Below are 19627 nucleotides of genomic sequence, written 5' to 3'. Positions count from 1 at the left end.
GCCGCCTATACCTCGAGGAGTTCAGCCTCTTTGCGCTTGAGTGCGTCGTCGATGAGATCGACGTGCTGGCGCGTGAGGGCGTCGAGTTCCTTTTCTGCCCGGGCGATCTCGTCTTCGCCGAGTTCGCTCTTGAGGCCGTCGAGTTCGTCCTTCGCCTTGCGACGGATACCGCGCACATGCACCTTGGCGTCTTCGGCCTTGGTCTTGACCAGCTTGACGTACTCCTTGCGACGCTCAGCCGTGAGCTCCGGCATGGTCACGCGAACGAGGTTGCCGTCGTTCGTGGGGTTCGCGCCGAGGTTCGGCATGTCCCGAATCGCCTGCTCGATGCCCTTCAGAGCCGACTTGTCGTAGGGCGTGATGATGAGCGTACGCGCCTCCTGGTTCGCCAGCGAGGCGAGCTGAGCGAGCGGCGTGGGCGTGCCGTAGTAGTCGACGAGCACCTTCTGGAACAGCTGCGGGTTGGCGCGACCGGTGCGCACCGTGGAGAAGTCCTCCTTGGCGGCCTCGACCGCTCGTGCCATACGGGAAGTGGTTTCAGCGAGGACATCCGCGATCACGGTGACTCCTATCGTCGGGGTGTTCTGAAATTCTATCGGGCGTGACCCGTGAGCACCGCCAGGCGCTCAGGCAGTGACGAGAGTGCCGATCGGCTCTCCCAGAAGCGCACGCGTGACGTTGCCGGCAGGTTCCATGCCGAACACGCGCATGTCCATGTTGTTGTCCATGCAGAGACTGAATGCCGTGGAGTCGACCACCTTGAGTCCGCGCTGAAGGGCGTCGCGATACGTGACGCGCTCGATGCGCTCCGCATCGGCGTGCTTGTTCGGGTCGGCGGTGTAGATCGCGTCCACGCCGTTCTTGGCGACGAGGACTTCCTGCGCGCCGATCTCGAGCGCGCGCTGTGCGGCGACCGTGTCGGTGGAGAAGTACGGCAATCCGGCACCTGCGCCGAAGATGACCACACGGCCCTTCTCCATGTGCCGCTCGGCGCGGAGCGGAATGTACGGCTCAGCGACCTGGGTCATGGAGATGGCCGACTGCACACGGGTGGGCGCACCCGCCTGCTCGAGGAAGTCCTGAAGGGCCAGGGCGTTCATGACCGTGCCGAGCATTCCCATGTAGTCGGCTCGCCCGCGATCCATCCCGCGCTGGCTGAGCTCCGCTCCGCGGAAGAAGTTGCCACCGCCGACGACGATGGCGACCTCGACGCGATCGACCGCCGCTGCGATGTCACGTGCGATCTGACTGACGATGTCGGGGTTGACGCCGAGCTGGCCGGCGCCGAACGCCTCACCGGAGAGCTTGAGAAGGACGCGACGGCGTCCTGTGCGTTCGGTCATGGGTGATCCTCTCGTCCCGATTCAAGATAGTGCCTTCTGGGCATGAAGAAGGGGTTCGGATCGCGTTGATCCGAACCCCTTCGACGGTGTTACGCGCCGACCTTGAAGCGCGCGAAGTCCGTCACGGTGATACCGGCGTCCTTCGCCACCTGGGCGACGGACAGCTTGCTGTCCTTCGCGTAGTCCTGCTCGAGCAGGGCGACCTGCTTGATGAACGCGGAGACACGGCCCTCGACGATCTTGGGCAGCGCCGCCTCCGGCTTGCCCTCGTTGCGAGAGATCTCGGTCACGATCTGGCGCTCCTTCTCCACGGCGTCGGACGGAACGTCCTCGCGGGAGAGGTAAGACGGGTTCGCGAACGAGATGTGCTGCGCGATGCTGCGGGCGGTCTCGGCGTCATCACCCGTGTAGGCGACGACGACACCGATCTGCGGAGGCAGGTCCTTGCTCGTGCGGTGCAGGTAGACCTCGACCTTGTCGCCCGAGATCGTGCGCACGCGGCGCAGCTCGACCTTCTCGCCGATGATCGCGGCCTCTTCCGAGATGACCTGCTCGACGCTCTTGTCGCCCGCCTGGGCGGCGAGTGCGTCCTCGACCGAATCGGCCTTGACAGCTGCGACAGCGTCGGCGACCTTGTCGGCCAGCGAGATGAAGCGCTCGTTCTTCGCGACGAAGTCCGTCTCGCAGGCGAGCTCGATCAGCGTCACTGCGCCGTCCTGCTCGCGAGCGACGATGAGGCCCTCGCTGGTAGAGCGGTCAGCGCGCTTCGCGTTGCCCTTGGCACCCTTGAGGCGCAGGATCTCGGTGGCCTTCTCGACGTTGCCGTCAGCCTCCTCGAGCGCCTTCTTGGTGTCGACCATTCCCGTGCCGAGCTGCTCACGGAGCGCCTTGAGATCGGCGATGGTGAAGTTGGCCATGTGTGGTGGCTCCTTGCTTCGTGATGTGTGTGGTGGTCGCGGAATTACTTGGCGTCTGCAGCCTCGGCGTCGGCGACCTCAGCGGTCTCCTCACCCGAAGCGTCGGCGATGGCCTCGTCGTGCGCCTCGGCACCGGCCTCGTCGGCAGCCGTCTCGTCAGCGGCGGGCGTCTCGACGACGGCAGCCTCATCGGCGGGCGTCTCGACGGCGGCGGCATCGGCAGACTCCTGGACGGGGGCCTCGAGAAGCTCCTTCTCCCAGTCGGCGAGCGGCTCAGCGTCGCCCGTCTCGGGGTTGTGCTTCTGCTGGAGACCCTCAGCCGCGGCGTCCGCGATGATGCGGGTGAGCAGCGAGACCGAGCGGATCGCGTCGTCGTTGCCGGGAATCGGGTACTGGAAGTCGTCGGGGTCGGCGTTGGTGTCGAGGATGCCGATCACCGGGATGCCGAGCTTCTTCGCCTCATCGATGGCGAGGTGCTCACGCTTGGCGTCGACGACCCAGAGGGCGGACGGCGTCTTGGTGAGGTTGCGGATACCGCCGAGCGACTTGTGCAGCTTGTCGAGCTCGCGCTTCTTGAGAAGGAGCTCCTTCTTCGTGAAGCCCGAAGCGGACGGGTTCTCGTAGTCGAGCTCCTCGAGCTCCTTCATACGAGCGAGACGCTTCGCGATCGTCTGGAAGTTCGTGAGGAGTCCACCGAGCCAGCGCTGGTTGACGTAGGGCTGGCCCACACGGGTCGCCTGCTCGGCGAGGATCTCCTGCGCCTGCTTCTTGGTGCCGACGAAGAGGATCGTGCCGCCGTGCGCGACGGTCTCCTTGACGAAGTCGTAGGCCTTGTCGATGTACCCGAGCGACTGCTGCAGGTCGATGATGTGGATGCCGCTGCGCTCGGTGAGGATGAAGCGCTTGACCTTCGGGTTCCACCGACGCGTCTGGTGTCCGAAGTGCACGCCGCTGTCGAGCAGCTGGCGGATGGTGACCACAGCCATGGTCGTCTCCTTGTTCTGGCGCGGATACGCGCCGTTGAGGTTGTCAAGTCGATCGGATGATCGAACTTCCTGGTGCCCGGCGCACCCCCGCCTGAGTGGAAACAGGACCTGTGGGAGTGGATGCCACGACTGAAGTCGCTCTGGGCACGCGTAGTCACCCCGAGATCGAGGTGCTCCCTCAGCATACAGGATGCGCGGGCCTCACTCACCCTGCACATCGCGCCTGTTTCGGGCATTCTGCACGCGCTCCGCGCAGGCGTCAGTCCGACAGGGAGCCAATCGCGCACAGGAAGGAGCATTGCCTCATGAGCACCCGCACACGCCGGACGATCGTTCTCCTCCTGCTGATCGTCATCGCTCTCGCACCGCCCACCGCGCCGAGCGCGAGAGCGTCATCGTCATCCTCGGACGGCGCTGCGCATCCACTCTGGAGATGGCCGATCGATGCACCCCGCTCGGTCGCAACGCCGTATCGCGCTCCGGCACACGCGTTCGGCGCCGGCCATCGAGGCATCGATCTCGCGAGCGCGCAGGGGGTGATCGTCCGCGCACCCGCCGATGGGGCGATCGCATTCCGTGGGACAGTCGTCGACCGCCCCCTGATCACGATCGCGCATCCCGGCGGGTATGTGTCGACGTTCGAGCCGGTCTCCTCCACACTCGCCCCCGGCGATCTCGTCTCGGCCGGCGACGAGATCGGCACGGTCGCGGCCGGCGGTCACACGATGCTCGGCGCACTGCATCTCGGAGTTCGGCTGGATGGTGCGTACATCAACCCGATGCTGCTCTTCGGGCCGGTGCCTCGAGCGGTGCTGCTTCCCTGCTGCGACGCGCCGTGACGCGCGACCCGTCTGCGGCTCACGCCCGGGGGTGTGCGAGACGGTACGTCGCAGTGAGACGCTCAGCGGAGACGTGAGTGTAGATCTGGGTCGTGCCGAGGCTGGCATGACCCAGGATCTCCTGGACCGCGCGCAGGTCTGCTCCGCCGTCCAGGAGATGAGTCGCTGCGGTGTGCCTGAGCGCATGCGGTCCGACAGTCTCTTCGCCGACGAAGGGCGCGAGCACCTCGGCGACGAGTGAGTACACCGCGCGCGGTCCGATCCGCGCACCACGACTGCCGAGGAACAGAGCGGGAGTCGGCCGCGCTGTGCGGGCGGCGAGTGCGGGACGCCCTCTGGTCAGGTACGCGCCGGCCGCATCGCGGGCGGGAACCCCGAAGGGCACCACTCTCTCCTTCGATCCCTTTCCCAGAACGCGCGCGGTGCCTCGATCGAGATCGAGGTCGTCGACATCGAGGCCGCACAGCTCGGAGACCCGGATCCCGGCGCCGTAGAGCAGTTCGAGGATCGCGTGGTCTCGGAGCACTATCGGATCACCGGCGCCGGCAGCTCGGCGTTGCGCATCGAGCAGGGTCGTCATCGCATCCTGAGAAGCGATGGTGGGGAGGGTTCGCCCCCGCTTGGGGGCGACCAGGCGCAGGCTCGGATCGTGATCGACGAGCTGCTGCTCGTGCGCCCAGCTGAAGAAGGAGCGCGCCGCCGCTGCTCGCCGCGCGAGCGTCGACCGCGCATCCCCACGCTGAGTCGCCCGCCAGAGCCAGTCTCGGAGAGTCTCCAGCGTGACCTGGTCGACCTCGAGTTCACCGACGGTCTCCGCGAGGTCCCGTAGGTCTGATCGGTAAGCGCGCACGGTGGCGGGAGACAGCCGACGCACCTGAGCAAGGTGGTCGGCGAAGGCATGTGCGGCCGCCGCGAACTCCATGGATCAAGTGTGCAGGAACGCCGATCACCGTCGCGTCAGCCGCGCCGCTCGCTGACCCGCGCCCTCTGCCACCCCCCTTCGACTCGTCGCACCGCACCCTCGAGCTCGAGCAGCCCGAGCAGGGCATTGACTCGCTCTGGCGCGAGCCCCGACCGTCGAGACAGCTCGGCAGCGGCTCGCGCATCGCGGCTGCTCATGGCATCGAGCACGCGAGACTGGTCGGGATCCGTGCCTCGACCGGGTGACGTACCCGGCGGCCCGTCGCCCCAGAGCTCGCGTATCTCGGCAGTCGTGGTGACGCACCGCGCGTCGTACTCGCGCAGGAGCCGATGACAGCCGGCTGACGAAGCGGATGTCACCGGCCCGGGCACGGCGCCGAGCGGTCGACCCAGTGCAGCTGCGTGTCCAGCAGTGTTCAACGATCCGCTTCGCCATCCTGCCTCCACGACCACCGTCGCGTCGCTCACCGCAGCGATGAGTCTGTTGCGCGACAGGAACCGCCACTTCGTCGGCGCAGTGCCGCACGGGACCTCGCTCACCACGGCGCCGGTCTCGACGATTCGGCGAAGAAGCTGCTGATGGCCCTGAGGATACGCTCGGTCGACCCCACCGGCGAGGAACGCGACCGTCTTTCCGCCGACTCCGAGTGCGGCACGGTGACCTGCGCCGTCGATGCCGTACGCTCCCCCGGACACCACGACCGCGCCACCTGCGGCCAGCTCGCCGGCGAAGTCACCCGCGAGCATCTCGCCGTATGCGCTCGCGGCGCGGGCTCCGACGATCGCGACTCTGGGGGCCGCGCTCAGCAGCCGCGGGTCACCGCGCACCCAGAGAACGGCCGGCGCATGCACCCCGAGGTCGTCGAGAGAAGTCGGCCAGTGAGCATCACCCGGAATCAGAAGTCGGGCTCCGACGTCCCTGGCGCCGCGCAGCGCATCGACCACGCTCCGCGCGTCGGCTCGGGTCTTCCACCGCGCCCGCCCGTCGGCGAGTGCCCGGCTGCTGACTTCTGGGCCCGCCGCGTTCCCGGCGCCCAATGCGAGCCGGAGCGCGTCCGAAGCACCGAGCTCTTCGATGAGCGCCCCGGCCACACCATCGCCCGGCTCGGTGAGGACCGACCAAGACACCCGGGCGAGCGCCTCCACCGCACCTCCGGAGGGCCTGAGCTGTTCGAGCGACTCTCGGACACCGGCGTCACCTGTGAGTGAATCGATCATGATGCGTACCCCCTCTTGAGAAACAGCGCCTGGCCCACTTCGTCGCGTCCCGGCCTGTCGAGTCCAGCGAGATCGGCCATGGTCCACGCCAGCCGCAGCACCCTGTCGTAGCCGCGCAATGTGAGCGTCCCTCGCTCGAGAGCCCGGTCAAGCGGCACCCGTGCATCAGCTGGGATGCGCAGATCGAGCTGTCTCAGCCGAGCGCCGGGTACTTCGCTGTTTCGAAGCCATGGGGTTCCCTGCCATCGCGCACCGGCTCTCTCTCGCGCCTCGACGACCAGCGCACGAGCGATCTCGCTCGTCATTCCGGTGCGGTCCCCCACCATCGCCTGCGAGGCGGAAACCCGAGAGACGTGCAGCTCGACATCTATGCGGTCTCGCAGCGGACCCGAGAGTCTCGTCGAGTATCTCCGGATCGCCAATGACGGGCACACGCACTCCGCGCCACGAACCCCGTAGTTGCCGCACGGACAGGGATTGAGCGCCACGATGAGCTGGAACCTCGCTGGAAACAGAGCCGTGATCCCCGCTCGACTCACTTCGATCACACCCGACTCGAGCGGTTGTCGCATCGCGTCGAGCGCCACTCTCGAGAACTCCGCCGCTTCGTCGAGGAAGAGCACACCCCTGTGCGCCCGAGAGATCGCCCCGGGGCGCACAGACCTCGTTCCACCTCCGACGAGCGCCGCGACCGATGCACTGTGATGCGGCGACTCCAGCGGCGGCATCACGTCGAGAGCCTGCACCGACTCGCCCGTGAGCGAGCGGATCGACGCCACCTCGAGCGCTTCGTCTTCGGTGAGACTCGGAAGGATGCCAGGCAGCCTTCGTGCGAGCATGGTCTTCCCTGCCCCCGGCGGGCCGCTGAGCATCATGTGGTGTCCTCCCGCCGCGGCGACGATCAACGCACGCACGGCGTTCTCCTGCCCCACGACGTCGGCGAGGTCCAACTCTTCGGGACGCTCGCGCGCGACCGCTGCGGCCGCGACCGGATCCGCCTCGAGCACGTCGACTTCTGCGCCGTGCCACACCGCCACCTGCGAGAGGCTCGCCGCAGGGCGCACCTCGATTCCCGGCACGAGCCTCGCCTCGGCCTCGTTGCCCCAGGGGACGATCACGGTGTCGAAACCCGCGCGTGCAGCAGCGAACACCGACGGCAGCACTCCGGGAACGGGCCGGAGCCGACCATCGAGCCCGAGCTCACCGAGATGCACCACGCGGGCGATGGACCGGCTCGACAGCGCTCCCCCGGCTGCCAGCGCAGCGACGGCGATGCTGAGGTCGAAGCCCGCTCCCTGCTTGGGGAGGCTCGCGGGCGAGAGATTGACCGTCAGTCGACGACGCGGAAGATCGAGCGCGGTGTTCTTGCACGCGTTGTGGACCCGCTGAACAGCTTCGCCGAGTGATTTGTCGGGCAGCCCGATGATCTTGAAATCGGGCGTCTGATTCGAGATGTCCGCTTCGACTTCGACCATGTGTCCATCGACCCCGGTGAGCGCGACCGCCCAGGTGCGAGCCGTCTTCACGACACGTCCACGAGGTGTTCGAGGGTGCTGTGCGCGGGGTCCGCGCCGATGATCCCGATCGCCTCGATCCGGATCATGAGGCCGCCGGCCTGGTCGGAATGATCGGCGGCCCACGCATGGGCCAGCTGCCACAACCGGCGGACCTTCCGGGCGTCCACCGCTTCGAACGGGTGCCCGTGAGCGATGGTGCGTCTTGTCTTGACCTCTACGACTGCCAGATGGCGGCCGCGGCAGGCGACGATGTCGATCTCGCCCTGCGCACATCGCCAGTTGCGGTCGAGCACCTCATATCCGATACCCGTCAGGTATCGAACCGCCTGCTCTTCACCGTGTCTACCGAGCTCGTCTTTCGCTGCCATGGTGACAGCCTGTCGAGCGCCCGCGCCGATCAGCGCTCCGAATGAGCCGCAGCTCCAGGCCCTCGGGACACCCCGTCAGAAACCTGAATCGTGCAGAAGAGGTCACTCCCCGTCGAGCGACAGCTCTTGGGGCAGTTCGAACTCGCGGCGCTGCAGCTCTTCGACGTTGACGTCTTTGAACGTCAGCACCCGCACGGCCTTCACGAAGCGGTCGGCACGGTAGATGTCCCACACCCAGACGTCACTCATCGAGATCTCGAAGTAGAAGTCGTGCTCGGTGTCGCGGCGTACGACATTCACCTCATTGGCGAGGTAGAACCGCCGTTCGGTCTCGACCACATACTGGAACTGTGCGACGACGTCGCGATATTCGCGGAACAGCGCCAGCTCGAGCTCGCGGTCGTAATCGTCGAAGGCTTCCTCATCCATGATCCCTCCATCCTAGAGTCGGCGACACTGCGATGCCGCACGCAGACTCAGAACAGAGTCGGGACATCTGCGATGGCCCAGGATGATCTGTGGTGCGGGGAGAGCCCGAGGCTCCTGATCGCATCGCGATGCTCGAGGCTCGCATATCCCTTGTTCCTGTCCCACTGATACGCGGGATGGCTTTCGTGGAGCTCAGCCATGTAGGTGTCTCTCGCCACCTTCGCGATCACCGATGCCGCGGAGACCGACGCGCAGTCACGGTCTCCCTTGACCACCGGCCGCACGCGCAGCGGAACCGGATGCACGGGCGAGACGTAGTCGTGATTGCCGTCGAGCAGCACCACTGCCCCGTCGAGGACCACTCCCGAATCGACCATGCTCTGCACGGCGCGTGATGCCGCGAGCCCGAGCGCCCGCATGATGCCCACCGAGTCGACCTCGGCCGCACTAGCCCAGCCGACTCCCGATGCCTGCACCCATGCCGCAGCCCTCGCAGCGACGTCAGGTCGACGCCTCTCGGTGACGAGCTTCGAATCCCGGAGTCCTTCGGGCACGCGACGGCGCGCACCGGCCGCATCCATCACGGCAGCTCCGACCGCCACCGGTCCGGCAAGCGCGCCGCGTCCGACCTCGTCGAGGGAGATGATGAGATCGCACTCACTCAGCAGCCTGCGCTCGAGAGTGAGCTTCGGAGCGACGACGGTCATTCCGGATCCGGGACGCCGTTGAAGCTGTCGTGGTGGCCGTCGATCGTGCCCATGCGGTCGAAGGGCCATGTGGTGAAGAACGCCTTGCCGACGACGTTCTCGATCGGCACGAATCCGCCGCTGGGAAGATCCTGATGCGCCCGCGAGTCCCGCGAACGATCCCGGTTGTCGCCAAGCAGCCAGAGGGACCCCTCCGGCACGACCACGTCGAAGGGTTCGTTAGACGCAGCGGTGTCGCCGTCCGGCAGATTCAGGTACCCGAGCTCGTCGATGGGCGCGCCGTTGACCGTGATCTGCCCGAGCGCGTTGCAGCAGACGACGTGGTCGCCCGGCAATCCGATCACCCGTTTGACGAGGTGATCCTGAGAGTCGGTGGCCGAGATCCCGATGACGTTGAGCATCCAGTCGAACGCTTCGATGAGCGGAGGCTGGGCCGGAGTCTGCGGCTGTCCGTCGAGCCACCCGCCCGGATCTTTGAAGACGACGACATCGCCGCGTTCGTAATCGTTCCACCGGGGGGTCAACTCGTCGACGAGGATGCGATCCTTGACCATCAGGGTGCGTTCCATCGAGGCCGACGGAATGTAGAAGGAGCGGACGACGAAAGTCTTCACGACGAAGGAGACGAGCGCCGCGATCACGATGATCACGAGGACGTCTCGCAGGAAGACGAGGAACCCGCGACGCCGCTTCGTCGGTGGAGTGGACGCGGCGGCGGAGTCAGTCGTCATGAGGGTTCCTTCATAGTCTCGCACCGCACTGAGACGGCATCATCAAGGGTCGCACACCCCGGGGATAACACAGCACCCCGGGACATCGTGTCCCGGGGTGCTGTGGAGAACCTGCGCGTCAGTTGTCGCGCTTCTCCTTGATCTTCGCCTTCTTGCCGCGCAGCTGGCGGAGGTAGTAGAGCTTCGCGCGACGCACGTCACCGCGGGTGACGACCTCGATGTGGTCGATCACCGGGGAGTGCACCGGGAACGTACGCTCGACGCCCACCTGGAAGCTGATCTTGCGAACGGTGAACGTCTCGCGTACGCCGTCGCCCTGGCGGCCGATGACGACGCCCTTGAAGACCTGGATACGCGAGCGGGTGCCCTCGGTGATGTTCACGTGTACGTTGACCGTGTCACCGGGGTTGAAGACGGGAACGTCTGAACGCAGCGATGCTGCGTCGACGGCGTCGAGGATCTGCATGATCGTCTCTCTCTGCACTCGCCTCAGGTCGGTTGCATGATGTAAGTAGGAACAAGAAGAGGTGTGCTGAACGGAGCCGAAGCGTCCGTGGGCTCCCCTGAGGCAGAACCGGTCACGGCACAAACATTCATTCTGCCATGGATGCCGCACACGGCCAAAACGCGGTGCGCCGCGTCGTCGTCAGTCCCGAGTGTCTTTCTCGCGGACGACGATGACTTCGTGTGCGCGGGTCTCGGGTGCCGACTCATCGACGCCGGGAACAGACGACCATGCGATGGTCTCGCGGATCCGCGCTCCGCTCCCCTTCGCCTCGTTCCACAGCTGCCAGAGCTGCAGCCAGAACAGGCCGATGCCGACCACCACCGCTGCCGCGAGCAGCCAGCCGAAGGCGCCGTCGATGAAGCACCCGACCGCGATGGTCAGCCCATGCCAGATGGTGAAGCCGCCGACGTCCCACCAGGAGACCGCCCGCTCGACGCGCACCGACGGACGCGATCGGGTCAGGAGCGTGAGGAGCAGCTGGCCGACGAAGACCGAGGGCACCGCGATGAACAGCACCCACAGGATCGCCCATCCGCCCTGGAAGACGCCCCACCCCACGAGCAGCCAGAGCGGCAGCAGGAACGCGGCCGGAATCAGCCACCGAAAGAACGCCTGACGCAACCACATGCCTCAAATCGTACGACGCGGGGCTCGACATCGTCACGGTGTTCGCTGTGAGCGCGCGGTCTCTGCGCGGACGCCCGCGTCCGGGAGATCGGGGAGAATGGAGTGGACGAGAGGACACCCGATGATCGAACTGCGCACCCCTGCCGAGATCGACGAGATGCGCGCCGCCGGTCGCTTCGTGGCTGAGACCCTGGCAACCCTGCGCGACGAGACGAAGGTCGGCACGAATCTGCTGTCGATCGACCGTCGAGCGCACGACATGATCCGCAAGGCCGGAGCGGAGTCGTGCTACATCGACTACCACCCGTCCTTCGGTGCCAGCCCGTTCGGCAAGGCGATCTGCACGTCGATCAACGACGCGGTGCTCCATGGGCTCCCTCATGACTACACGCTTCGTGACGGTGACCTGGTATCGCTGGACTTCGCGGTGTCCGTGGACGGCTGGGTGGCGGACTCGGCCCTCTCGTTCGTCGTGGGCACCCCGCGAGAGGAAGACTTGCGCATCATCGACACGACGGAGCGCGCGCTCGATGCGGCGATCGGCGCAGCGGTCGTCGGCAACCGTATCGGCGACATCTCGGCGGCCATCGCGGCGGTGTCGCACGGCGAGGGGTACTCGATCAACACCGACTTCGGCGGACACGGCGTGGGGCGCATCATGCACGGCGACCCGCACGTTCCCAACGACGGCCGGGCCGGGCGCGGATTCCCGCTGCGCGAGGGCCTGGTGTTCGCTCTCGAACCGTGGCTGCTCGAGACGACAGACGAGCTCATCACCGACCCCGACGGCTGGACCCTTCGGAGCGTCGACGGATCCCGGGGCGCCCATTCGGAGCACACCGTCGCAGTGACGGCGGATGGCCCCATCATCCTCACCGACAGGTCGTTCCTCGGCGTCCGCTGACTCTCGCCGCTCCGCTCGTGGTCCTCACGCGCGGCGGTAGACGAACACATCCGTGACGATGGGCAGGTCGTACTCGTCGTGGTCGCGTGTCTCGGGATCTGATTCCAGCACCGCTTCGATAGCAGCGAACATCTCCGCGCGCGCCGCCTCATCGGCGACGAGGAAGGTGCTCACGGTCGACCACCGACCGAGGTACGCGTCGCGTCGAATCCGCTCCGTCGAGTGGATCCGCTCGTGGCGCACGAAGTCGAAGCCGGGAAGCTCGTGTGTCGCGGTGCTCGTGGTGCCGTCTGCATCCCCCACCGCGGGGTGCGCGATCCGGTGTGCCGCGCGATCCCACGCGCACGTCGGATCGAAACGGTTCCAGATGAGTCCGAGGGTTCCCCCCGGTGTGAGCACGCGCGCGATCTCCGCACACGCGGCCTCCTCGTCGAACCAGTGGAAGGCCTGCGCGACCGTCACGACATCAGCGACTTCGGACCCCATCGGTATCCGCTCGGCGCTGCCGAGATGCGCCTCGACCCCTGGCAGCTTCGAGCGCAGGATCTCGAGCATCGGCTCCGACGGCTCGACTGCGATAACACGCTCCGCTCGTCCCCCGAGCAGTTCTGTGAACTTCCCGGTGCCTGCACCGAGATCGAGCGCCGTGCGCACGCTGTGAGGCATCACCACGTCGGCTGCAGCAGGAGGGAAGCCTGGACGGTAGCGGTCATAGTCTGCACCGGTGAGGGTGAACGATTTCGCCAGCACGTCGTCGACCATGCTGCGACGCTATCAGGCGCCCGCGATCTCACCCGTCCTGCGACAGTGCGACTGTGCCATCCTGAGTGCATGATTCCGGAGGATCGCCACGTGCCAGAGCACCTGTTCCTGGCTCGGCACGGGCAGACCCGATGGAATCTCGAGCATCGGCTGCAGGGGCAGCTCGACTCGCCCCTGACCGAGGACGGCATCCGACAGGCGCAGAGCGTTGCGGAGCGGGTCGCCGATCGCGGCATCACCACCGTGTGCTTCAGCCCGCTGGGCCGCGCACGACACACGGCAGCGATCATCGCTGATCGGATCGGCGCAGACCTCATCGAAGTGCCGGAGCTCGCCGACCTCGACCACGGCGAGATGGCCGGCCTGACCTGGGACGAGATCGATCAGCGATTCCCCAGGGCGCGCGAAGACCGCGCGGCGAACCGATACGGCTGGGCGTTTCCCGGGGGCGAGAGCTATGCCCAGGCGAGAGGACGGGCGCGCCGGGCGCTGTCATCCTGCGGATGGGCTTCGACGGGCGTTCCCCTGCTCGTCAGTCACGAGATGCTCGGCCGGCTGCTGCGAGCACACCTCCGAGGCTTGGACGCCCACTCCGCGTTGTCGCTGAGGCACCCGCAGGACGTGGTGTTCGAGATCGACCGCGGAATCGAGCGGATGCTCTAGTTCTCGTCGTCCGGCAGCAGATCCGGCCGACGGCGACGCGTCCGCTCGATCTGCTGATCGCGACGCCAGGAGGCGATCACGGCATGGTTGCCGCTCAACAGCACCTCGGGTACGGCCCGATCCCGCCACACCGAGGGCTTCGTGTAAGACGGGTACTCCAGGAGTCCGTCTTCGTGCGATTCCTCGACGAGGCTCTCCGGATTGCCCACGACACCGGGGATCAGACGTCCGATCGCCTCGATCATCGCCATGGTCGCGACTTCTCCTCCGTTGAGGACGTAGTCGCCGAGACTGACGAGTCGCACCTCGCCGAGCGACGCCGCATACTCGAACACCCGCTCGTCGATGCCCTCGTACCGGCCGCATCCGAAGATGAGGTGATCGCGGGTGCTGAGGTCACGAGCCGTGGCCTGGGTGAAGACCTCGCCCGCGGGAGAGGGGAAGATGATGGTCGGCCGACGGCCCTTATCGGAAGGATCCGACGACGCCAGCTCATCGAGCGCGAGCCCCCAGGGCTCCGGCTTCATGACCATCCCCGCTCCACCCCCGTACGGGGTGTCGTCCACAGTGCGGTGGCGGTCAGAGGTCCAGTCCCGAAGGTCCCGGACGCGCAGGTCGAGGATGCCGGCGCTTTGGGCCTTCCCGAGCAGGGAGAGCGTCAGGCCGTCGAAGTACGACGGGAAGATGGAGAGGACGTCGATGCGCACGGGCAGACCGTACCCGTGGTCACTCGGTGGCGTCGGAGTCCGAGGACTCCCCCGCCTCCGTCGCCTCGGAAGCGTCGGGAAGCTCTTCGAAGAGTCCAGCGGGCGGCGTCACGATGACGCGTCCTGCTCTCACGTCGACCGTCGGAACGATCGCCTCGACGAAAGGCACCATGATGTCCTGGTCGCCTGACCTGACGATGAGCAGGTCCTGCGCCGGGAAGTGCTCGACCCGAGCGACTCTGCCCACCACGACACCATCACGGACGACATCGAGCCCAGTGAGCTGGTGGTCGAACCACGCGTTGTCCTCGACCTCGTCATTGTCCTGATCGATCCAGAGGATCGCTCGGACGAGGGTCTCTGCACCCTCACGATCGTCGACGTCCTTGAAGAACACGACGGGGTTGCCGTTCATCACCCGGTACTCGCGAACGACGACCGTCTTGCCGTGCCACGGAGATGCTTCAGGCACCTGCAACGTGAACTCGGCCCCTGGAGTGAAACGACGCTCGGGATTGTCGGTGTAGAGCTCCAGCTTCAGAGCGCCCTTGAGACCGTGGGCCTTGACGAGGCGCCCGACCCGCAGCTGATTCTTGCCCTGGTTGCGGTCTGTCGACACCACGTCAGTCATCCGCGACATCGACACGCACACGACGCCCGTCTGCAAGAGCGGAGATAATCGTGCGCAGTGCTTTCGCGGTGCGGCCGCCGCGCCCGATCACGCGTCCACGGTCGTCGGGGTGCACTCGCACCTCGAGGAGATCGCCTCTCGGCGAAGTGGAAGCGTTGATGCGGACATCCTCGGGGTGATCGACGATCCCCTTGACGATGTGTTCGAGCGCGGCGGCGAGCACGACGAATTACTCGGCGTCGTCGGCGGGAGCCTCAGCGGCCTCCGCGTCGGCCTTGGCCGGAGCCTCGGCCTTCTTCTCGACCTTGGGCTTCACGACGGACTTCTTGGACGCGTCGATCTCGAACGGAACCTTGGGCTCCTTGACCTTGAGGGTGGACTTCGCGTCCTTGTCGCCCTTGAACTTGCCCCAGTCGCCCGTGATCTTGAGCAGCGCTGCGACCTGCTGGGTCGGCTGAGCACCGACGGACAGCCAGTACTGCGCACGGTCGGAGTCGATCTCGATGAACGAGGGCTCCTCGGTGGGGTGGTACTTGCCGATCTCCTCGATCACGCGACCATCGCGCTTGGTCTTCGAGTCGGCGACGACGATGCGGTAGTACGGCGCACGGATCTTGCCCAGGCGCTTGAGACGAATCTTGACAGCCACGATTCTCCTGAATTGTGTGGAAGGTAACGAACCGATCGCCTGGAGAGTGGGGTGCACACCCGGCGGAAGCTCAAATAGGGAGGACGAGTGCTGGATAGAGGGTCGAGCACGTCGTCCGACCTTCTATTCTGCCAGATCCGCGGCCAAGGAGCGAAACGGGACGACACGGCGGTTGCCGTGTCGTCTGCACCGCATGTCAGACTGTGCTCGTGACGCTCGATTTCGCCTCATCGGCCCGGTCCACCGTAGGCCTCGAATGGGAGATCATGCTCGCCGACCCGGTGAGCGGTGATCTCGTCGGTCGCGCCCCTGAGCTGCTGTCGGCACTCGAGCACGAGAGCGCCGACGAACGCCATACGGTGACGGGTGAGCTGCTCACCAACACCATCGAGGTCACCAGCGGCGTCGGCGATTCAGTGGCGCACGCGGTCGACGACATCGCCAACGCGATCTCTGCCGTGCGCTCGGCCACGGATCCTGCCGGCATCGAACTGCTCTCCGCAGGCAGCCACCCGTTCGCACAGTGGTACCAGCAGGAAGTGACCGACAAGACCCGCTACCACACCTTGATCGAGCGGACCCAATGGTGGGGCCGCAACATGATGATCTGGGGGATCCACGTCCACATCGGCGTCGAGGATCAGCGCAAGGTCATCCCCATCATCAACGCCCTCGCGGCATACCTCCCGCATCTGCAGGCGCTTGCCGCGTCGAGTCCGTTCTGGGCCGGTGAGCGCACCGGGTACGCGTCCAACCGCGCCCTGGTCTTCCAGCAGCTGCCCACGGCCGGACTCCCCTGGCCTCTCGACGACTGGTCCGACTATGAGGCCTATCTCGACGACATGGTGCGCACCGGTGTGATGGCCGATGCGACCGAGGTGCGCTGGGATATCCGCCCCGCTCCGCGGTGGGGGACGATCGAGGTGCGGGCCTGCGACGGCCTCTCGACCCTGCCGGAGCTGGCAGCGGTGGCCGCCCTCGTCCAGGTCCTGGTGGAGCATCTCTCCCGGCAGCTCGATGAGGGTCGCACTCTTGCACAGATGCCGGCCTGGTACCACCGCGAGAACAAATGGCGCGCGGCACGCTACGGCCTCGACGCCCAGGTGATCGTGGATTCCGCGGGAACCCAGCGGCCGGTGCGGGAGCATCTGTCCGAGGTCCTCGACGAGCTCGCGCCGGTCGCAGTCGAACTCGGCTGCGGGCGAGAGTTCGGCAGCATCGAGACGATACTCACGAACGGCGCGAGCTACGAACGGCAGTTGACGATCGCGAACGCGACGGGCGGCGATCTCGGTGCGGTCGTGCAGCACCTGATCCGGGAATTCCGTTCCGGCCCCGAATCGTCGACCGACGAGCCGTAGAGGTCAGTCCTCCACGAGTCGGCGCGCGAGCCCCTCGTCGAGAACCACATCCGTGATGAGCTCGGCGGCGATCGCTGCGCGGAGGCTCGCGAGCTTGGGAACTCCCGAGACCACGCACACGCGCCTGGGGACCCTTCGCAGTCTGTCGAGGCCCGGACCGGTGGCGCGGGCGTTCACACGGATGTCCCTCCACGAGCCGTCTGCGCGGAAGAAGACCGTCGCCACGTCGCCGATCGCATGGTCTTCGCGGAGGCTCCGGTAGTCGTCGCGTCCGAGATACCCTCCGACGTACACACGGCTGGGCACCTCCGCGGCGGGAGAGCCGAGACTGAACACGGCGATGTCCATCTTCGACTGCAGATCGAGCACTCTCCGGGTGCTGCGCTCGCGCCACATCGCCTCGCGCGTCGACGGATCGTCGAAGAACGCCGGCACGGGGAACTGCTGCACTTGCGCGCCGAACGCGCTGCCGAAGCGCTGCAGGATGTCGCTCGAGTACTCCACGCCGCTCGTCTGCGTGTTGCCCGCACCGTTCAACTGTACGAACGTCGTGTTGTGCGTCTCCTTCTGCGTGAGACCGCGGCTCACAGCGCTGATCGTCGATCCCCATGCGACGCCCACGATCATGTTGGAGTCGACGAACTGCGAGAGCAACCGCCCCGCTGTCAGGGCCACACGCTCGAGCCGCTCCACCTCGCTGACGATCTCGGGGATGGGTACGACGTGCGCGACGAGGCGGTATCTGTCTCTGATGCGCTGCTCGAGCATCCCCAATCGCTCCAGAGGAGAGTTGATCCGGATGTCGACGAGCCCGCTCTCGCGAGCGAAGCTGAGCAGACGGGATACGGATGATCGCGAGGTCTTCAGCTCCTGCGCGATCACCTCCATCGTCTTGTCCTGCATGTAGTAGAGCTGCGCTGCGGTGAGCGCGGCGATCAGCTTGGAGTCGCGGGATCCCGCGTCGGGCTGGGTCATGAGGGCCTCCTCGCCTCGATCTTTGCACATATGTGCAGCGGGCTTGCGCGCGCTGGCCACATGGGTCGAAGCTGGGGGCACGCACAGAGAAGGGTCGAAGATGATCGAGTCGACACACTCATCACCGGAACGCGCCGAAGTCCGCGCCGTCCGTGAGTCCGGACGCACGAGCGTCCTTGTCATCGGAGCCGGGATCAACGGGATCTCGACGTTCCGAGACCTCGCACTTCAGGGCGTCGACGTCCTGCTGGTCGAACGAGGAGACTTCGCTTCCGGAGCCTCCGCGGCATCGAGCCATATGATCCACGGCGGCATCCGCTACCTCGAGAACGGCGAGTTCCGACTCGTCCGTGAATCCGTCGAGGAGCGAAACGGCCTGCTCAAGATCGCGCCGCACTATGTGAAGCCACTCGAGACCACGATCCCGATCTACTCGACCTTCTCGGGCATTCTGTCCGCTCCCCTGCGCTTCCTCACGCACAAGAGCGGCAAGCCCCAGGAGCGTGGAGCGTTCCTGATCAAGGTCGGACTCACGATCTACGACACGTTCTCACGCGATGGGGGCATGGTCCCTCGTCACCGCTTCCTCGGTCGCAAGCGCTCGCTCGCCGAACTCCCCTCGCTCGACCCGAACATCAAGTACACGGCCACCTACTACGACGCCTCCATGCACGATCCCGAGCGTCTGGCGCTCGACGTGCTGCAGGACGGGCGCGCAGCTCATCCGGGCGCCGTCGCTCTGAACTACGTCGAGGCGATCGCCCGCGACGGCAAGAAGATCGTCCTCCGCGATCGTGAGAGCGGCACGGAGTTCTCGGTCGCCGCAGATGTCGTCGTGAACGCATCCGGGCCGTGGACAGACCTCACCAACGATGCGCTCGGCAACGACACGCGCTTCATGGGCGGGACCAAGGGGTCTCACATCGTTCTGGATCACCCCGAGCTTCTCGAGGCGACGCGTGGCCGCGAGATCTTCTTCGAGCACTCTGACGGCCGCATCGTGCTGATCTATCCGCTCAAGGGGCGCGTGCTCGTCGGGACGACGGACATCGACGCGGATCCGCGCGAGGCAGCCGTGTGCACGGAGGAGGAGATCGACTACTTCTTCGACCTGATCCACCACGTGTTCCCGACGATCGACGTGACGCGCGAGCAGATCGTCTTCAACTTCTCCGGCATCCGCCCGCTCCCTCGCCACGAGGACACGGCCCCTGGGTTCGTGTCCCGCGACTACCGCATCGAGGTCGACGACAAGGGCGCGGCTCCTCTGGTGAGCCTCGTCGGTGGCAAGTGGACGACGTTCCGCGCGCTCGGCGAATCGCTGTCCGACGTGGTGCTCGATCTCATCGGCCGCACTCGCACGGTGTCGACCGCCGGCCGGGCCATCGGCGGAGGCCGCGACTTCCCGCGCACCGAGAAGGCTCGTCGAATCTGGATCCAGGAGAACCTCCCGGGTGCCGGCGACCGCGCCGAGCGCCTTCTCGCCCGCTACGGAACACGTGCGGCTCAGGTCTGGGAGTTCATCGAGCAGGGTGATGACGCTCCCCTCGCCGGAGATGACCTCTCCACCCGGGAACTCGCCTGGATGGTGGAGAACGAGATGGTCGCGCGTCTGCAGGATGTCGTCATGCGACGCACCAGCATCGCATTCACCGGTCACGCCGACGCGGATGTGCTCGAAGAGCTTGCCGCAGCCCTGGCTCCTCTGCTCCACTGGGATCGTGCACGCCAGGATGCAGAGCTCGACCAGACGCGCACGATGCTCAACGAACGACATGGACTCCAGATCTCGTCCCGCGCACGCGGCTGACGAGACATCCGAACGCCGCCCTCCACGCGGCGTAACTCCCAACAAGTGCCAGAG

General features: G+C 66.4%; 24 protein-coding genes. 5 read left to right on the top strand and 19 right to left on the bottom strand.

The window, feature by feature from the left end:
* Positions 1 to 5: 5 nt before the first annotated feature.
* From frr to rpsB, 4 genes are all read right to left on the bottom strand, one after another.
* A complete protein-coding gene (gene frr / locus ASF87_RS14250) occupies positions 6 to 560 on the bottom strand; it encodes a ribosome recycling factor (protein ID WP_042536765.1) in 555 nt (184 codons plus the stop codon).
* A 66-nt stretch (positions 561 to 626) separates the two neighbouring features.
* Positions 627 to 1343, bottom strand: a complete 717-nt coding sequence (gene pyrH / locus ASF87_RS14245; RefSeq protein ID WP_042536766.1) for a UMP kinase — start codon at positions 1341 to 1343, stop codon at positions 627 to 629.
* Between the two features lie 89 nt (positions 1344 to 1432).
* Entirely contained in the window at positions 1433 to 2260 is an 828-nt protein-coding gene (gene tsf / locus ASF87_RS14240) for a translation elongation factor Ts (protein ID WP_042536767.1), read from the bottom strand.
* A 44-nt stretch (positions 2261 to 2304) separates the two neighbouring features.
* Complete coding sequence (rpsB, locus tag ASF87_RS14235) at positions 2305 to 3246, bottom strand: 30S ribosomal protein S2 (protein WP_042536769.1); 942 nt, start codon at positions 3244 to 3246, stop codon at positions 2305 to 2307.
* Positions 3247 to 3551: 305 nt separating this feature from the next.
* Here rpsB and ASF87_RS14230 point away from each other — a divergent pair, with 305 nt between their 5' ends.
* On the top strand, positions 3552 to 4085 hold the full coding sequence (locus ASF87_RS14230; protein WP_056376711.1) for a murein hydrolase activator EnvC family protein: 534 nt from the start codon (positions 3552 to 3554) through the stop codon (positions 4083 to 4085).
* A gap of 19 nt (positions 4086 to 4104) precedes the next feature.
* On the opposite strand, the gene ASF87_RS14225 is transcribed toward ASF87_RS14230, so the two are convergent.
* The 9 genes from ASF87_RS14225 to ASF87_RS14185 all read right to left on the bottom strand — a co-directional run bounded on the left by ASF87_RS14225 (position 4105) and on the right by ASF87_RS14185 (position 11111).
* Complete coding sequence (locus tag ASF87_RS14225) at positions 4105 to 5007, bottom strand: tyrosine-type recombinase/integrase (RefSeq protein ID WP_056376709.1); 903 nt, start codon at positions 5005 to 5007, stop codon at positions 4105 to 4107.
* 35 nt (positions 5008 to 5042) lie between these two features.
* Positions 5043 to 6224, bottom strand: a complete 1182-nt coding sequence (gene dprA / locus ASF87_RS14220; protein ID WP_056376707.1) for a DNA-processing protein DprA — start codon at positions 6222 to 6224, stop codon at positions 5043 to 5045.
* On the bottom strand, positions 6221 to 7750 hold the full coding sequence (locus tag ASF87_RS14215; protein ID WP_082508931.1) for a YifB family Mg chelatase-like AAA ATPase: 1530 nt from the start codon (positions 7748 to 7750) through the stop codon (positions 6221 to 6223). Before ASF87_RS14215 ends, dprA begins: the two co-directional genes overlap by 4 nt.
* Complete coding sequence (locus ASF87_RS14210) at positions 7747 to 8109, bottom strand: YraN family protein (protein WP_056376704.1); 363 nt, start codon at positions 8107 to 8109, stop codon at positions 7747 to 7749. Before ASF87_RS14210 ends, ASF87_RS14215 begins: the two co-directional genes overlap by 4 nt.
* Before the next feature lie 102 nt (positions 8110 to 8211).
* Positions 8212 to 8538 (bottom strand): DUF2469 family protein, encoded by a 327-nt coding sequence (locus ASF87_RS14205; protein WP_042541663.1) that lies wholly within the window; start codon positions 8536 to 8538, stop codon positions 8212 to 8214.
* A gap of 47 nt (positions 8539 to 8585) precedes the next feature.
* Positions 8586 to 9245, bottom strand: a complete 660-nt coding sequence (locus ASF87_RS14200; protein WP_056376703.1) for a ribonuclease HII — start codon at positions 9243 to 9245, stop codon at positions 8586 to 8588.
* On the bottom strand, positions 9242 to 9976 hold the full coding sequence (gene lepB, locus ASF87_RS14195) for a signal peptidase I (protein WP_056376702.1): 735 nt from the start codon (positions 9974 to 9976) through the stop codon (positions 9242 to 9244). Before lepB ends, ASF87_RS14200 begins: the two co-directional genes overlap by 4 nt.
* Before the next feature lie 118 nt (positions 9977 to 10094).
* Positions 10095 to 10442, bottom strand: a complete 348-nt coding sequence (gene rplS / locus ASF87_RS14190; RefSeq protein WP_042542128.1) for a 50S ribosomal protein L19 — start codon at positions 10440 to 10442, stop codon at positions 10095 to 10097.
* A gap of 180 nt (positions 10443 to 10622) precedes the next feature.
* Positions 10623 to 11111: a hypothetical protein gene (locus ASF87_RS14185; protein ID WP_056376701.1), complete on the bottom strand. Its 489-nt coding sequence runs from the start codon at positions 11109 to 11111 to the stop codon at positions 10623 to 10625.
* 121 nt (positions 11112 to 11232) lie between these two features.
* Between ASF87_RS14185 and map the strand changes: the two genes are divergently transcribed.
* Positions 11233 to 12015, top strand: a complete 783-nt coding sequence (gene map / locus ASF87_RS14180) for a type I methionyl aminopeptidase (protein ID WP_056376700.1) — start codon at positions 11233 to 11235, stop codon at positions 12013 to 12015.
* Between the two features lie 24 nt (positions 12016 to 12039).
* On the opposite strand, the gene ASF87_RS14175 is transcribed toward map, so the two are convergent.
* Complete coding sequence (locus ASF87_RS14175) at positions 12040 to 12777, bottom strand: class I SAM-dependent methyltransferase (RefSeq protein WP_056376699.1); 738 nt, start codon at positions 12775 to 12777, stop codon at positions 12040 to 12042.
* A gap of 90 nt (positions 12778 to 12867) precedes the next feature.
* On the opposite strand from ASF87_RS14175, the gene ASF87_RS14170 reads away from it, so the two are divergent.
* Positions 12868 to 13440, top strand: a complete 573-nt coding sequence (locus tag ASF87_RS14170) for a histidine phosphatase family protein (protein WP_056377052.1) — start codon at positions 12868 to 12870, stop codon at positions 13438 to 13440.
* Here the strand turns inward: ASF87_RS14170 and trmD are convergent.
* The 4 genes from trmD to rpsP are packed head-to-tail and all read right to left on the bottom strand — an operon-like array spanning position 13437 to position 15427.
* Positions 13437 to 14147 (bottom strand): tRNA (guanosine(37)-N1)-methyltransferase TrmD, encoded by a 711-nt coding sequence (gene trmD, locus ASF87_RS14165; RefSeq protein WP_056376698.1) that lies wholly within the window; start codon positions 14145 to 14147, stop codon positions 13437 to 13439. The two genes, ASF87_RS14170 and trmD, sit on opposite strands and share 4 nt — an antisense overlap.
* A 19-nt stretch (positions 14148 to 14166) precedes the next feature.
* Positions 14167 to 14778, bottom strand: a complete 612-nt coding sequence (gene rimM, locus ASF87_RS14160; protein ID WP_042541670.1) for a ribosome maturation factor RimM — start codon at positions 14776 to 14778, stop codon at positions 14167 to 14169.
* Positions 14771 to 15001, bottom strand: coding sequence for an RNA-binding protein (locus ASF87_RS14155; RefSeq protein WP_056376697.1), 231 nt, complete (start codon positions 14999 to 15001; stop codon positions 14771 to 14773). The genes rimM and ASF87_RS14155 overlap by 8 nt, the downstream gene beginning before the upstream one ends.
* Before the next feature lie 6 nt (positions 15002 to 15007).
* The gene (rpsP, locus tag ASF87_RS14150; RefSeq protein ID WP_056376696.1) at positions 15008 to 15427 is read right to left on the bottom strand and encodes a 30S ribosomal protein S16; all 420 of its coding nucleotides are present in this window, start codon (positions 15425 to 15427) and stop codon (positions 15008 to 15010) included.
* Between the two features lie 209 nt (positions 15428 to 15636).
* Between rpsP and ASF87_RS14145 the strand changes: the two genes are divergently transcribed.
* Positions 15637 to 16788 (top strand): glutamate--cysteine ligase, encoded by a 1152-nt coding sequence (locus ASF87_RS14145; RefSeq protein WP_056377051.1) that lies wholly within the window; start codon positions 15637 to 15639, stop codon positions 16786 to 16788.
* 3 nt (positions 16789 to 16791) lie between these two features.
* On the opposite strand, the gene ASF87_RS14140 is transcribed toward ASF87_RS14145, so the two are convergent.
* Positions 16792 to 17763 (bottom strand): sugar-binding transcriptional regulator, encoded by a 972-nt coding sequence (locus ASF87_RS14140; RefSeq protein WP_042541673.1) that lies wholly within the window; start codon positions 17761 to 17763, stop codon positions 16792 to 16794.
* Between the two features lie 100 nt (positions 17764 to 17863).
* Between ASF87_RS14140 and ASF87_RS14135 the strand changes: the two genes are divergently transcribed.
* Positions 17864 to 19573 (top strand): glycerol-3-phosphate dehydrogenase/oxidase, encoded by a 1710-nt coding sequence (locus tag ASF87_RS14135; protein WP_042541674.1) that lies wholly within the window; start codon positions 17864 to 17866, stop codon positions 19571 to 19573.
* Positions 19574 to 19627: the final 54 nt, after the last annotated feature.

This window comes from Microbacterium sp. Leaf161, from assembly GCF_001423645.1.
Classification (GTDB): domain Bacteria; phylum Actinomycetota; class Actinomycetes; order Actinomycetales; family Microbacteriaceae; genus Microbacterium; species Microbacterium forte.
Note: the sequence above shows the minus strand (reverse complement) of the source record. Positions and strands in the feature narration are given on the sequence as shown.

Coding starts and splice junctions, on each gene's coding strand:
- ASF87_RS14140 (WP_042541673.1), bottom strand. CDS start 17,763: ATGACCCAGCCCGACGCGGGATCCCGCGACTCCAAGCTGATCGCCGCG.
- ASF87_RS14175 (WP_056376699.1), bottom strand. CDS start 12,777: ATGGTCGACGACGTGCTGGCGAAATCGTTCACCCTCACCGGTGCAGAC.
- ASF87_RS14225 (WP_056376709.1), bottom strand. CDS start 5,007: ATGGAGTTCGCGGCGGCCGCACATGCCTTCGCCGACCACCTTGCTCAG.
- rpsB (WP_042536769.1), bottom strand. CDS start 3,246: ATGGCTGTGGTCACCATCCGCCAGCTGCTCGACAGCGGCGTGCACTTC.
- ASF87_RS14210 (WP_056376704.1), bottom strand. CDS start 8,109: ATGGCAGCGAAAGACGAGCTCGGTAGACACGGTGAAGAGCAGGCGGTT.
- ASF87_RS14135 (WP_042541674.1), top strand. CDS start 17,864: ATGATCGAGTCGACACACTCATCACCGGAACGCGCCGAAGTCCGCGCC.
- ASF87_RS14230 (WP_056376711.1), top strand. CDS start 3,552: ATGAGCACCCGCACACGCCGGACGATCGTTCTCCTCCTGCTGATCGTC.
- ASF87_RS14185 (WP_056376701.1), bottom strand. CDS start 11,111: ATGTGGTTGCGTCAGGCGTTCTTTCGGTGGCTGATTCCGGCCGCGTTC.
- ASF87_RS14205 (WP_042541663.1), bottom strand. CDS start 8,538: ATGGATGAGGAAGCCTTCGACGATTACGACCGCGAGCTCGAGCTGGCG.
- rimM (WP_042541670.1), bottom strand. CDS start 14,778: ATGACTGACGTGGTGTCGACAGACCGCAACCAGGGCAAGAATCAGCTG.
- rplS (WP_042542128.1), bottom strand. CDS start 10,442: ATGCAGATCCTCGACGCCGTCGACGCAGCATCGCTGCGTTCAGACGTT.
- pyrH (WP_042536766.1), bottom strand. CDS start 1,343: ATGACCGAACGCACAGGACGCCGTCGCGTCCTTCTCAAGCTCTCCGGT.
- tsf (WP_042536767.1), bottom strand. CDS start 2,260: ATGGCCAACTTCACCATCGCCGATCTCAAGGCGCTCCGTGAGCAGCTC.
- dprA (WP_056376707.1), bottom strand. CDS start 6,224: ATGATCGATTCACTCACAGGTGACGCCGGTGTCCGAGAGTCGCTCGAA.
- ASF87_RS14200 (WP_056376703.1), bottom strand. CDS start 9,245: ATGACCGTCGTCGCTCCGAAGCTCACTCTCGAGCGCAGGCTGCTGAGT.
- lepB (WP_056376702.1), bottom strand. CDS start 9,976: ATGACGACTGACTCCGCCGCCGCGTCCACTCCACCGACGAAGCGGCGT.
- map (WP_056376700.1), top strand. CDS start 11,233: ATGATCGAACTGCGCACCCCTGCCGAGATCGACGAGATGCGCGCCGCC.